The organism is Pelagicoccus sp. SDUM812003 (assembly GCF_031127815.1).
Taxonomy (GTDB): Bacteria; Verrucomicrobiota; Verrucomicrobiia; order Opitutales; family Opitutaceae; genus Pelagicoccus.
In genome coordinates, this window is the sequence record NZ_JARXHY010000003.1 from 392,762 (window position 1) to 405,483 (window position 12,722).

Annotated in this window: 11 protein-coding genes; 3 read left to right on the forward strand and 8 right to left on the reverse strand. The window is 58.2% G+C overall.

Annotated features, from left to right (window positions below; translation table 11 throughout):
- The first annotated feature begins 178 nt into the window (after positions 1-178).
- From QEH54_RS06090 to QEH54_RS06100, 3 genes are read left to right on the forward strand one after another with little or no spacing between them, the layout of a single operon-like run.
- On the forward strand, positions 179-337 hold the full coding sequence (locus QEH54_RS06090; protein ID WP_309017756.1) for a hypothetical protein: 159 nt from the start codon (positions 179-181) through the stop codon (positions 335-337).
- Entirely contained in the window at positions 334-1,113 is a 780-nt protein-coding gene (locus QEH54_RS06095; protein WP_309017757.1) for an exopolysaccharide biosynthesis protein, read from the forward strand. Before QEH54_RS06090 ends, QEH54_RS06095 begins: the two co-directional genes overlap by 4 nt.
- Positions 1,114-1,124: 11 nt before the next feature.
- Positions 1,125-2,201 (forward strand): TerC family protein, encoded by a 1,077-nt coding sequence (locus QEH54_RS06100; protein WP_309017758.1) that lies wholly within the window; start codon positions 1,125-1,127, stop codon positions 2,199-2,201.
- Between the two features lie 6 nt (positions 2,202-2,207).
- Here the strand turns inward: QEH54_RS06100 and QEH54_RS06105 are convergent, their stop codons facing one another.
- The 8 genes from QEH54_RS06105 to QEH54_RS06140 form a co-directional block, all read right to left on the reverse strand.
- A complete protein-coding gene (locus tag QEH54_RS06105; protein WP_309017759.1) occupies positions 2,208-2,396 on the reverse strand; it encodes a hypothetical protein in 189 nt (62 codons plus the stop codon).
- Positions 2,381-3,523: a PepSY-associated TM helix domain-containing protein gene (locus tag QEH54_RS06110; protein WP_309017760.1), complete on the reverse strand. Its 1,143-nt coding sequence runs from the start codon at positions 3,521-3,523 to the stop codon at positions 2,381-2,383. Before QEH54_RS06110 ends, QEH54_RS06105 begins: the two co-directional genes overlap by 16 nt.
- Positions 3,524-3,681: 158 nt before the next feature.
- Complete coding sequence (locus tag QEH54_RS06115) at positions 3,682-5,829, reverse strand: TonB-dependent siderophore receptor (protein WP_309017761.1); 2,148 nt, start codon at positions 5,827-5,829, stop codon at positions 3,682-3,684.
- A gap of 345 nt (positions 5,830-6,174) precedes the next feature.
- Entirely contained in the window at positions 6,175-7,026 is an 852-nt protein-coding gene (locus QEH54_RS06120; protein WP_309017762.1) for a hypothetical protein, read from the reverse strand.
- Positions 6,936-7,316, reverse strand: coding sequence for a hypothetical protein (locus tag QEH54_RS06125; RefSeq protein ID WP_309017763.1), 381 nt, complete (start codon positions 7,314-7,316; stop codon positions 6,936-6,938). Before QEH54_RS06125 ends, QEH54_RS06120 begins: the two co-directional genes overlap by 91 nt.
- Positions 7,317-7,531: 215 nt before the next feature.
- Positions 7,532-8,671 carry a PepSY-associated TM helix domain-containing protein gene (locus QEH54_RS06130; RefSeq protein WP_309017764.1) on the reverse strand — a complete coding sequence of 380 codons (1,140 nt, stop codon included), beginning with the start codon at positions 8,669-8,671 and terminating at the stop codon, positions 7,532-7,534.
- Positions 8,672-8,788: 117 nt separating this feature from the next.
- Positions 8,789-10,792: a TonB-dependent receptor gene (locus QEH54_RS06135; protein ID WP_309017765.1), complete on the reverse strand. Its 2,004-nt coding sequence runs from the start codon at positions 10,790-10,792 to the stop codon at positions 8,789-8,791.
- 116 nt (positions 10,793-10,908) lie between these two features.
- A complete protein-coding gene (locus QEH54_RS06140; protein WP_309017766.1) occupies positions 10,909-12,240 on the reverse strand; it encodes a PepSY domain-containing protein in 1,332 nt (443 codons plus the stop codon).
- Between the last annotated feature and the right edge of the window lie 482 nt (positions 12,241-12,722).

Consider the following 12,722-nt stretch of genomic DNA (forward strand, 5'->3'; position numbering starts at 1 on the left):
CCGCAAGCTGAGGGGAATGCGCACGTTGCCATTCAAGAAATGGGCGCCGAAGGGATGTCGATCGATAGGCAGCTTCGATGCGTTCCGGCACCCAAATGAACACCGTATACGGATAATCAATACATCAATGAATTTTCATCGCATCCATCACTTTTTTCTTTCGCTTCTAACTCCTCCCGTGAACAAGGAAAACCTCACGGCCTACTACTCAAGCGCGTCCGACGGAGAGCTTTCTAGGCTAAAGCCATCGGAGCTCACTCCAGAAGCCCTGCCTCTCTGGAAGGCTGAAATGGCGCGCCGCCAGGCTGCTCGCCGCACGAAGGCGATGGTGAAATGAGCGCCGCCAGATCCCCCACCCAACGCCGCGCCTTTGCGTCTGCCGCCCCGGTTTTAGGGGCGGCTCCTGTCGAGGAGCAAAAGGAAGAATCGCCAAGCCCGGCGCATTTGGCGGGGCAAGACATCGCGAAGGGTATCGAACGATTGGCAGACCGAGCCAACGATGGCGATCTCACCTTGCAGCAGGCGATGGACCAGCTCAATCCCGCTCCTCCGCTTCTGGTTTGCGCGTTGTTCGCGCTGCCGTTTTGTCAGCCGGTTCCCACGGTCGGGTTGGGTCTGCCGTTCGGTTTGGCAATCGCCTGCGTGGGAGTTGCCTTGGCTTTGGGAAAGGAGCCTCGTCTCCCTCGTTGGCTTGCCCAACGTCAGTTGCCCAGCCAAGTCTTTCCTGCGATCTTGCGGTTCGCCGCCCGGCTTACGCGATGGGCGGAGTCCAAGCTCAAGCGGCGGGGATCCTGGCTTGTGGCTGCTCCGCTAGCCCGAATATGGGCGCTTGCCCTCGTCCTTGGCGCTGTGCTGCTGTCGCTTCCCTTGCCGATCCCTTTCAGCAATTTTTTCCCCGCGGCTAGCATCCTCGCCATCAGCCTTGGCTGGCTCAAGGGGGATGGGTTGGCCATCGGAGTCGGCCTCGTGTCCCTGCTCCTAGCGGTCGTCTTTCTGTTGGCTTTGGCTCTTCTGGGGAGGATCGGCCTCAGCCTGGTTGATTCCGCTCGATCCGTTCTTTTCGAAGAAACCATCGCCACCGCGTTTGTCCTTCATGGGCAAACACCGTTTTGAGACAAGATGTCATGGAAAACCTGATACTTTTTCCGTTGTCGGAGTACTGGTGGCTCTACGCCGGGTTCTTGTTCTTCGTGGTGGCGATGCTTGCATTGGATCTTGGAGTGTTTCACCGGCATGCGCACGTGGTCTCTCTCAAGGAAGCGACCGCTTGGAGCCTGACGTGGATTTCGTTGGCCTTTCTCTTTTGCATCGGCCTTTGGCGGTATGCTCATTGGAAGTTTCCGCAATACGAGCCTCTGTTGACGACCTTGGCCGATTCGGGAGTGACGGGAGCTGCGGCTTTGGAGGAGAGCGCGAGGCTGGCAGATCAAGTCGCTCTCGAATTCCTTACGGGATTTGTCGTGGAGAAGGCTTTGTCGGTGGACAACATTTTCGTATTTGCGGTGGTGTTTTCCTTCTTCGCAATCCCCGCTAAGGATCAGCACCGCGTTTTGTTCTACGGAATTTTCGGAGCCCTGCTGATGCGGATGCTTTTCATTGCCGCTGGTTCGGCTCTGATGCAGTACCATTGGGTAGTGTGGGCGTTCGGTGGGCTCCTCACGCTTACCGGAATCAAGATTCTCCTTTTGCCGGAGAAACCGCTGCAGCCGGATCGGAACCCGCTGATACGTCTCACGAAGCGATTTTTCAGGATCACTCCCCAACTGGAAGGCGAACGCTTTTTCGTCCGTCGCGATGGCAAGCTCTTCGCCACTCCCTTGTTCGTGTGTCTGATCTTTGTCGAGGCGACGGACATCGTTTTTGCCTTTGACTCCGTGCCAGCGATTTTCGCCATCACGCGAGAGCCCATGATTGTGCTGACCTCGAACGTATTCGCAATTCTAGGACTTCGAGCCCTGTTCTTTCTGCTAGCGGGCGTCATGGACCGATTTCACCTGCTGCGGTACGGGCTAGGACTGGTACTGGTCTTCGTAGGCCTTAAGATGGTGTGGCTCAACGAGGCTTTCGGTGGAAAGTTTCCCATCGCTTGGTCCTTGGGGATCATCGCGGTGATTCTGACAAGCTCCGTCGCTGCCTCGCTGCTTTTTCCGCCTCGTCGCGTCCATTGCCCGAAACCTGTGACTCCCGAAACAGGTTCTTGAGGCGGGTTATTTCAGAGCGCCGTAGATCGTTAAGACTCCCATGGTCAAAGTCATGATGCCGATCACGATCTTGAGGGTGTCTTCTCGCGTCTTCTTAATCGCAAAGACAGAGAAGGGCACTGATGCGAGAGCGCCAGCGCGCATCGGTATCAGCAAGCGATACCCGCTTGATCGCGACGCTATGTTGTCTCGCACGGGATACGCTGTTGTGATGGTCGGGATGGCTGGGCGGTGGCGGTACGTCGCCCTTTTTTCCTCCTGCCGCGTTTTATATAGATGAGCGTGCCGGAGAGGCTGAGGATGGAGGGGCTGAGTCCCGCGAGACACCAGAGAACCTGTGTCGTCACGCCGCCGAAGCTGCCGAAGTGCAGCGGCTCGAAGGCGTCCGTCACCTGGGCCCAGAATCCGGCTTCCCGGAGGTCGGAGGAGTGGGTCACTTCACCAGTTTCGGCTGACACCCAAATGGTGCTGCCGTAGAGACTGCGGAAGGAGCTCGCCCCAGGGTGTTGTCCGTAGAGGTAGAACATCGGTTCCTCCTCGGTTGGGAAGTAGATGTAGTTGAGGGCGTAGCCGGGGATGCTTTGCTCGGCGATGGCGCTCAGGGAGTCGATGCGTTCGGTGGTGCCGGCGTATTCGTTTGCCATGGGCTCCTCCTCTTCGTGAGCGTGTTCGATAAGCTCGTGGGCGATGTGGGCGATGTTCCAATAGGCGCCGGTGATGCCCAGTATCAGGTTCATGGGCACGGTAGCGATGCCGACGGCTTTATGAATATCCGAAAAGAGGATCCGAGCGCTCGCGCCCCAGCGAAGGCGAAAGAGCGCCTTGAAGAACGGACGATGTAGATAAATGCCGGATACGCCGAGAATGATGTATCCCAGAGCGAAGAAAGCCGCGATGCCCATGCCCCAATGGTCTGCGAAGAAAGTGTAGTGGAGTCGGACGAACCAACCGTAGATCGTTTCATCGTAGGGCAGAGGGCGCTCCGATGTTTTCGCAGTGTAAGGATCAATATAGAGAACGTACCAGTCGTCGGTGTCGCGCTTCATCAGGTAGGCGCGGTCTCGGTATTCGCTATCGGTGTTGAACAGCCAGCCGCGTATCCAAAAGTCGGGGAAGGCTTTCTCGACCCTCGTGGTGAGTTCCGAGGTGGCGAGACGCTGGGAATCGGACGAGAGTGGCGCGTTGAGTACTTCGTCCGGATGGAGCGTTTTCGCGATTTCCTGGTGGAAGACCAGTACGCTGCCAGTCAGGCCGATGACCAGAAGACCGAGACCGCAGACAAGTCCGAGCCAGGAATGGAGTTTCCAGAATTTCTTTCGCATGGATGGAAAAGGGGAAGTCCACCTGCGCCGGAGACGCAGGTGGACGGTGTTTGTTTTTTATTATGGGAAAGGGTGGGCCTGGGAGGTCGCCTCAGCGCGGCGACCTACAGATGGTGCTGCTGTAGGACCGGGCGCCGACCGGACAGATCGGGTCAACGCTAGTACTTCCACTTCAGGGAGAAGATGACGTTGCGCGGCTCGCCGTAGTTAGGGTAGTCGAGGTTCGCGAGGTAGATCTCGTCGAAAGCGTTTTTGGCGCTGAGCGTGGCGGAGAAGTTCTCGTTGAACTCGTAGTTGAGGTGGATGTTGGCCAAGGCGTAGGCGTCTTGGGTCACGATGGCGCTGCCTTCGGTCGGATGGGTGCTGCTGCCTTGGATCTCGCTCTGCCATGTGAGCCCGCCACCGATGGCCAGGCGACGCCACTTGCCCGGGAACTGGTAGTGGCTGGAGAACTGGAAGAGGTGCTTCGGCAGGTTAGTCCAGATAAGATCGGTCTCGTGGCGAGATGTGTCGTTGAGCGTGTATCCGAAAATCACTGACCAGTCCTGGTTGACCTGTCCCGAGAGCTGCAACTCCACGCCTTCGCTCTTGGTGCCGTCGACGCCGTAGTACACGTACTTGCCGTTGGGAAGCGGGTCGATGTAGCTAGGATCGCGAACCGCGTAGTTGTCTTGGGAGGCTTCGAAGAGGGCGGCGGTGAAGGTGGCTCGCCCGTCGGCGAAGCTGGACTTTATGCCGACTTCCAGGTTGGTGCCCTCAACCGGATCGAGAATGGCGCCGTTTTCGTCGACGTAGCTTTGCGGTTCAAAGATGGAGGTGTAGCTCGCGTAGAGCGTGGTGTTTTGATTGAGGTCGTAGGTGAAGCCGATGTAGGGCGTGAACTCGCCGTCGACGTCGTATTCTGAGGAAACGCTGGTGACGACGCCATCGATGTCGCGCTGGAACTCCTTTGTATCCCAATTTGAAATACGGCCGCCAAGAATCGCGGAAAGCGAATCTGTGAGGCGGAGGCGAGTGGAGGCGTAAACGCCAAGCTGCTCGGTTTGCTCGATGGTGTAGCTATCGAGGTAGTTGAACGTGAGCTCGGGGGCGGAACCGTCCCAAGTGTAGAAATTAGGAATGAAGTAGGTCCAGGTGTAGCCAGCGTCATTGTTGCGAGAGACGCCCTCGTATTCGGAGTAGCTCGCGCCAAAGACCAGATCGTGTTCGCGTTCGAACAATCTGAATACACCGTTGGTGTAGAGATCCAGGCTGTCGCGCACGTCGTCGCCGTCCCAGTAGGTGCCGCTGAGCATGACCCCGCTGCCGTCCTCCTTGTCGAGCCAGCTGCCGCCGTAGGTGTTTTGATAGACGCTCTTGCTGACCACGTCGCCGGTGGTGTGGTTGTAAGCCGCCTTGAGCTGCCAGTCGCTGCCGAACTGCTGCTCTAGGTTGACGAAAGCGGTGTTGGACTCGCGCTGCCACTTGGCCCAGTTGGTGGCGAAGTTGGTGGTGTGAGGAAGGTCTGATGTCGAGCCGTCAGCGGAGAAGTAGGGAATGGTGCCCCAGACCGAGGCGGTTGGATCGTTGTCCTGCGTCTGGTAGCCGAAGGTGAGTGAGGTGGTATCGGTGATGTCGCCCGTGAAGGTGGCCAGCAGAGCGAGCTTGTCCTCGTGGTAGCGATCGCGGAAGCTGTCGCGGTCGGTGTAAGCGGCGACCACGCGGCCGCGGTACTGGCCTTCCGAAGAGAGCGGCGTGTTCACGTCGACCTCGGTGCGGTAGTAGTCCCAGGATCCGACGGTTTGGCGAACCGATGCGGCGAAGCTGCGCTCGGCCTGCTTGCGGTGAAAGTTAACGGTGCCCGAAGGCTCGCCGGAGCCGCTGAAAAGTCCGTTTGCTCCGCGTAGGATTTCCACGCGTTGGTACAGGGCGGTGTCGTACTCTTGGTTAGTATCGTTGCTGTAGGTCGGAATGCCGTCGACCTGGAAGTCGGTGATTTGGAATCCGCGGGAGAAGTAGAGCGGGCGCTGCGTATCGTAGAGAGAAACGTTCACACCAGTCACGTTGCGCATGACGTCGTCCATGCTGAACATGGATTCGTGCTCTAGCCGCGAACTATCGATCAGGCTGATCGACTGTGGCGTCTCGCGTTCGCTGAGGGGCAGCCGCGTGGCGGCCCCGATGGTGTCGTAGTGGTCGCCGAAGACGGTGAAGCTCGAGAGGACAACGTAATCTTCCTCGCTCTCGCTTGTCTGAGCCAAGACCCCAGCGGGTAGGCTCAAGGCGCTGACGGAACATCCCAGGATGAGAGTTTTGAAGTGGTTCATATCTGAATCTCGTTTGTACTTGCTAAGCGGCGACTGCCCGAACGCGGGCGGCGCCATCATGCGCAGAATAGCGCTTCGGACGGTCGCGGCGCCGCTCCCATACGGATTCTTACGACCCCCAGCGGGATAAAAGCGGGTCTGGCGACGCTGGGGTGACGCCTAGTTGACGGGTGGCGGGTGACGGTAGAACGGGCGGCTGGAAGAGGTTTTCGCCTGTCGCTATTGGTGACAGAGCAGGACGAATATCAAGAGCAGCAGCAAGGGACCGGCGAAACAAATGAGTAGACGGAATCTTTCGGTAGCGCGTTCTGTCATGGGGATTCTTGCGCGTTTCGCGGTACGCAGTCAGGTCGAGAGCTTTCCTAGTGTCTGCGAGAAAACCGCTTCCGAATAATGGTCCGTGGCTGGTTCGATTGCGAGGAGCTGAGCGTCGTCGGGGCCTGCAATGTAAAGAATGGGGCGCTTGGCGGAGCGTGCATCGCAGTGGAGGCTGCGAGCGGCCCTGAGTCCGAGTTGGAAGGAGGCGAGCTCGGAATAAACTCCGATCGCGTCGTCGCTGAGTTCGATGGTTTCTATTTGAATCCGGCGTCGATGAGTGGACTCGCAGTTGGCTAGGGTGACCTCGATGGCTGCGTCATTCTCGGCGAGGAGTTGGAGGAATGTGGCAAGGGAATAGGGATGAAGCGAAAGCAGCGTCGCGGTGTCGGGAACGGCGGGGAACTGATCGAGCGCTAGGTGAACGGCCTCGTCTTCTTCTGGAGATTCGATGAGCGTTTTGATGTAGTGTGCCCATTCGCTAGGAGGAACTGTCTGCGGGGCGCAGATTTGGAGAAACTCTTGGCCGTGGGGATTGCGAAACTCGATGCGTCCCGGGGAGCTGCAGCAGTCGCAAGTTTGCACGCGTCCGGCTAGAGAAGCATGCGAGTCGGGACGAATCAGCAGCCGATTGTCTCCCGATCCCGCGAAACCTCTCTCGTGGTTCCAATTAAGAATAGGCGGCTTGGTGAGGGCGACCAGACGAGCGAAGGCGTGCTTGGTCTGGAGGTAGATGGATTCAAAGTTCTCGGCAGAGAGGTCGAAGGTGTGTATCCAGTTTCTTGGGATCGTTATTCGTCCATCCGCATCGGTCCGAAAGCAGATCGGCGCGTGGGCTTGTTGATGGCTGGCCGGGGCAGGTGTTGTCGGGAGTCGGTCCATTTGTGAGTCGGAGTGCGAGTGGGGAGGATCTGAGCGCAGACGTTTGCCTGAGGGCAGAAGCTCGCGATGCGACCTGCGAGCTTCCAAGCAGCGTCGCAGGCGAGAGCAGCTTCGATGGGGATGCAAAGTGTGATGCAGGTGCCCTCGGATGCGGGTTTCTGGGCGATCGAGAGGGAGACCGGAAGCTTGAGGTCCACAGCGCAGGCGCGGGCGATTTTTGCTAGATCGAATCCTGGGTGTTCGCGAGAGTTGGCGATTTCGCAGCGTATTTGATGAATGGATGCATTCATGGTTCTTGTTAGCTGCGGGGAGTTGGCAGCCCGCAGAATTGGGGATATCATAGCTGAACCAAGCTCGTTTCGCTGCCCCGAGAAGGATTCATAAGACCCTGAGAAGGATAAAAGGAGAGATCGGCGTCGCTGGAGCGCCGCCTAGGTGGCGGGTGACGGGGTGGCGGGGTGCGGGCGAAAAGCGAGCCCGGAGGTCCCGCTCCGCCGTGTTTCGTTCAACCGAAAAAGCGGCACCAGCTGAGGGCGAAACCTGTGTATACGAGAATCAATGACGCGGCGGTGGCAACGGTAGCGATGATTTTGCCGATGAGGCCAAAGGCTTCTCCGGTGTGAAGGAAGCGCACCCAGACGCGGGCTTGCATGCCAGCGCTGCGCTCTTCGAAGCGGGTGGCTTGCAGAATGTCGCCAGTGATGGGGTCGACCGATATCGGAGTGTAGCCGGCGCTCTGAAAGGGAGCAGGCAGGTAGACGGCTACATTGAGCGGCTGCAGGCCTTGTTCTGGCTGGCTGGAGTGAGGCAAGTTTATCCAGAGCAGATTGTATTCGGGAAATGCGGATGCGATCTTGTCGGCGATTTCCTGATACGGAAGGGGAGTGGCGTCTACGGGATGGTCCGGCAAGGCGGGCGGCTTGACCATGAGCATGCGAAAGTCTCGGAACTGCGGTGGCTCCTCTCCGAGGACTTGGAATACTAGCTTGTGGCCCCAGCCGAAGGAAATGACCACGGCGGTGCCTACAAGGACGATTAGCACAGGAAGGTTCCAGATTCCGAATACGTTGTGCCGGTTGAAATCGCGGGCTTTGCCTCGGACCTTTTTGTTGAAGAAGAGGGCTTTTTTGAAGAGGCGCGACTTCATGGCCCGCGGGAACCAAAGATAGAGGCCGGTGAGGCAGAGGATGAGGAAGGCGAGGTTGGATACGCCGGTTATGAGGCGTCCGGTGGAAGTGGGGCCTTCTTTGGCTCCCAGCCAGCGGTGCCACTCCTCGATGGTGTGCAGCACGTGGTGGGCGGGACCGGCTTGGGATTCGGCGAAGGCGCCGGTGTAGGGATTCGCGTAGATGAGGCGATCGCGGCCTTGCAGGATCTTGTAGGCTTTGTCGGCTTCTGGAAAGGTTTGAATGGCGGTCGCCTTGAAGTCGGGGAACTCCTCCGACAGGCGGGCCAGCAGTTCGTCGATGCTGAGAGCAGGAGGAGCGTCGGCGGGGACCTCTACTGCGCTTAGATCTCGATCCATCCAGTCCAAGATTTCCGCTTCGAAGGCGATGGCGATACCGGTAGCTGACATGATGGCGATGACGGTACCCGCTGCGATGCCTGAGAGCAGATGTATCCAGAATATGGTTTTTCGGAACATAGGTTAAGAGAAGAAAGCCCACGAATCTCACGATCGGTCACGAAAAGGTTTTTGTTTGAGTTCCGTTCGTGGTTGACCGTGTGATCCGTGGGTCGGTTATTTAAGTGGCGCCTACTCTCAGAATTTGATCGAGGTGGAGAGGCGTATGTCGCGGCCAGGGGCGGCGAGTCCGGCCACTCTCTCGAGTTGTCCGTTGTAGCCAGCGGTTGCCTGGTCGACGTAATATTTGTCGAAGGCGTTGTCGATGGTGAGCGTTACGGCGATATGGTCTTCCTCGCCGGTCACCCACTGGGCGTAGAAATCGTGCACGGCGTAGGACGGCTTGTAAGCGAGGGGCTCGGGGGACTCGTCGTACTCTTCGACGAAGTTGAGGGACCAGCCGACGTTGAGCTGCAGCTCGGAAAACGTATAGCCTGTATTGGCGTTCCAAGTACGACCGTAGGAGCTACCGAGGCCGAAGTCTGTATCGACGAGCGCTTCTCCATCGAGCTCCGGATCCGAGTGCGAGACTCCGAGGCTAGAGGTGAAGGCGCCTTGGCGTAGGCCGAAAGTGAAGTCGTAGCCCTCGACTTCGAGGTCGCCTGCGTTGTCGCGAACACCACTGGACACGATGACGTCATTGATGGTCTGCTGGTAGAGCGTGCCGTTGGCGAAGTAGGTTCCATTGTCGTACTGGAAGCCGATTTCCGCGTTCTCAGCCCACTCAGGATCGATGGATGCGTGGTTGGTGACGCCACCTTCGTTGGCTGTGATGAGGTCGATCGGCGTGACGCCGCGAAAGGCGGTGCCGTAGCTTACGTTTAGATCGAGCTTCTCCGTCGCGGCGAAGCTGATCCCGAGATTGGGGCTGAAGCCAGCATCCCTAAAGGTTTGGCCGTCCTTGTCCTGGTATTTGTATTCGTCCCAGCGGATACCGAAGGATGCTTGGACCTGTTCGGTCACTTGCCACTCGTCTTGAGCGTAGAAGCCGAGGATCTCGATGGTCTCGTCTGGAATGGTTTGGTAAACCAGTGGCGGTAGGCCGATGGGCGAGGAGAATGGAGGGCGCAGAGTGGTTTGTCCCTTCCCGGTGAAGTACGCGGTATCGTCGCGGAAGTTGAGGCCGTAGTTCACGGTGTGGTCGCCGTAGGCGGAGGTGTTGGAAAGGTCGAAGCCGAGGCTTTCGTAGCCCATCTCGTATTGGCCGGTGCGGTCGATGCTGTTGTCTGTATGGTAGAGCTTGGCGTTGAGATCGACGTTTCGGTCTGAAGCGACGAATCCGTAGCCAAGGGTCGCGGTCTGGCGGTCGAACTCCATGTAGACCGGGTCATTCGGAGCTCGCGGGTGATTGAAGTCGCCGTAGAAGTTGGGGCGATGGCGGAAGGTGCCCTCGTTGCTGCGGTCTTCGAAACTGAATTCGAGCGTTTGATTTGCGTCGATCTGCCCATCGAGCTTGAGGAAGGCTCGGTTGGTGTCGCTGCTGGTGAGCTCCACCGTGTCTCCGTTTCCATCCTTGTAGTCGTTGGATTCTGAATACGTGTAGGCGAAGACGCCCGAGAGACTGGCGCTGAGCTGGCTGTAGAGGGCTCCGGTGAGCTTGAGTTGGTCGCCGTTGCTGCCGTAGCTGGCTTTGGTGAAGGATCCGAAGGTGTCGCTACCCTCAAGGAAGTCGTTGGCTCCCTTGTTCTCGAAGCGGATCGCTCCCGCAAGAGCTCCCGGTCCGACGGAGGCTGCTCCAGCGCCCGGCTCCGCTTCGGCGAACTTGAGCAGTTCCGGCTCGATGGAGTACTGGCCCTGGTGGTGGGAAAGGTAGCCCGCTTGGGTGGCTCCGTCGACGGAGACGGCGAGCATCTTGTCCTCGATGCCGCGCACGTAGATCTTCTCCGCGGCGGATATACCGCCCCCGACCATGATGGAAGGATCTTGGGAGAAGATGTCGGAGAGGTCGTTTGCCTGAAGGCGCTCCAGGTCCTTGTCGGTGACGTGGACGATCTTCTGGGCTCCGAAGGCGTATGTTTCGCCGGATACGACGAAGGGAGTGAGGTCGAAGACCTCGTCCTCATCCGACTGGGCGAAGGAGAGAGTCGCGAAGCCGAAGCAGGAAACTGCGGCCAGCGATTTGAATAGGAGGTTTGTAGTCATGAGCTTATCGCTTTGGAATTCGAGCCCGCGACTATGGCCGATCAATTACATTTCCGCAGCCCCGAGAGGGATTAGTTGCGCCCGAGGAGGGATTTTCATAACGGGGACTGTGACGTCTAAGCCGCTCGGTTTGGTCGGATCTTGCCCGAGATCCAGCTGACGAGGCCTATGAATAATAAGGACGCTCCAACGGTAGGGAGGAGGACCGCGAGGGCGATGGTGAGCCAGGCCATCCACTTGGGCGCGGTCTTCGGAGGAGTTTTTCTGGGAGCTCCCGTCGCGCCGCTCGGACGCCGTCGCCACCACATCCAAATCCCGGTGACGCACATGGCGATCAGTATCAGGCAGCTCAATACGGCCAGTATCTTCGTGCCCAATCCGAATATGCTTCCCACGTGGATAGGATAGAAGAGCAACAGGACCTTTGACATGAACGGCAGGTCCTCGCTGGTGGCGACTAGGAGCAGCTCGCCGGTGTACTGGTCGATGAAGGTGGCTCCCAGCTTGGCGAAGGGAACTGAAATGTCGGTTGTGATGCTAAAGGCGTCGTCGGTATCGTGGTGGGGAAACTCCATGCCGTAGCCTCGTCCCTCGTAGGAATAGGCGTCGTTCGCGGTCTTCCAGACTTCGTCAGCGGATATGCGGGTTTGCAGGCTGTGGTCCTCGACGTGAGCGGATTTGGGCGGGCTTATGTAGAACTCGGGAAAGCCTCCGGAGAGCGCGGTTCCGATTCGCAAGCCCGTTCCCCAGATGTTGGTGAAGAAAAGTCCCGTGCCCATGATGGCCAGCAGGAAGAAAGAGAGGTATACGCCCGGGATGGTATGCCAATCGCGCAGGAGGGTTCGCTTGGACCCCCTGGAGCGTGGGATCCATACGCCTTTGATCTTCTCTTTCTTGCGGGGCCACCAGAGATAGAGTCCTGAAAGAACGGATACGATGCCCCAGCAGGTGGCCGTTTCCACGACCAATCGCCCGATTGTGCCGCTCATGAGACGGCGATGAATGTCGAGAATGACGCGAAAGAAACCCTCGTCGCTGGGATGGTGTCCGAGGATTTCCCCTTTGTAAGGGTCGAAATAGACGTAGCTCGTTTCCTCGGCTCCGTCGGCCTTGTGGGTCTCGACGTAAGCGATCCATGCTCTGTCAGGTTCTTTGGATACGCTGAGGTAGTGCAGCTCCGCCTCAGGGAGCTCTGCTGCGATCGCTGATTCGAGGGTCGAGTGAGGGACTGCGGAACCGCCCGGCTCGACGAAGAGCGTTTCGGAGTGAAGGAGTCGCTCGATCTCGTCCTTGAACACGTAGAGGGCGCCGGTGATGGCGACGATGATAAGAACAGGCGAGACAAGCAGGCCCGCCCAGAAGTGCCAGCGCCAGACAAGCTGGTAGATCTTGCCGGGCCGGCGCTTTGGCTTCGCGAGTTCGGATGCGGAGGCGGTGTCGGAATACATGACTGCGGGTGGAGCGGCTGCTCGATGAGATGGTCGAAGAATACCGCTGTTGTTGGATGTAGTCCGCCCCTGGAGGGATAACGTTTGCTCCGGGAAGGATTACTTTTCGCTTCGTCTTCCGAGACTGAGGGGTGGTGGGGCGCCAGCGAAGCGTGCCCTTCCTGTCCGCTTCCCCGTAGGACTAGGATCTTTGAGTTTATGCGCTCGTTCTCGAGTCCGGAAGTTGAATGAAAAATGAAATAAATCCGAGAGGTGGAGGTACTTGCCTTCTGTGAGCTAATAAACACCGCGCGAACAACCTGTAACCTCGAACAGGAAGAATTATAACATCATGAAAATATGGATACGATGATTTGCGAATCTTGCCTTTGCCGCCTTAACCCCTTAGCCCCGCATGGGCAGGTAAGAAGTACGAACAAGGAGCTGTATTACGTGCTCTCTTTTACAACGGAGAAACCTTGGGCACGGTCGCGACCCCGACT

What these genes read in the sequence shown, in the direction of transcription:
- QEH54_RS06095 (WP_309017757.1), top strand. Translation starts at nt 334, where the DNA reads ATGAGCGCCGCCAGATCCCCCACCCAACGCCGCGCCTTTGCGTCTGCC.
- QEH54_RS06100 (WP_309017758.1), top strand. Translation starts at nt 1,125, where the DNA reads ATGGAAAACCTGATACTTTTTCCGTTGTCGGAGTACTGGTGGCTCTAC.
- QEH54_RS06110 (WP_309017760.1), bottom strand. Translation starts at nt 3,523, where the DNA reads ATGCGAAAGAAATTCTGGAAACTCCATTCCTGGCTCGGACTTGTCTGC.
- QEH54_RS06115 (WP_309017761.1), bottom strand. Translation starts at nt 5,829, where the DNA reads ATGAACCACTTCAAAACTCTCATCCTGGGATGTTCCGTCAGCGCCTTG.
- QEH54_RS06120 (WP_309017762.1), bottom strand. Translation starts at nt 7,026, where the DNA reads ATGGACCGACTCCCGACAACACCTGCCCCGGCCAGCCATCAACAAGCC.
- QEH54_RS06125 (WP_309017763.1), bottom strand. Translation starts at nt 7,316, where the DNA reads ATGAATGCATCCATTCATCAAATACGCTGCGAAATCGCCAACTCTCGC.
- QEH54_RS06130 (WP_309017764.1), bottom strand. Translation starts at nt 8,671, where the DNA reads ATGTTCCGAAAAACCATATTCTGGATACATCTGCTCTCAGGCATCGCA.
- QEH54_RS06135 (WP_309017765.1), bottom strand. Translation starts at nt 10,792, where the DNA reads ATGACTACAAACCTCCTATTCAAATCGCTGGCCGCAGTTTCCTGCTTC.
- QEH54_RS06140 (WP_309017766.1), bottom strand. Translation starts at nt 12,240, where the DNA reads ATGTATTCCGACACCGCCTCCGCATCCGAACTCGCGAAGCCAAAGCGC.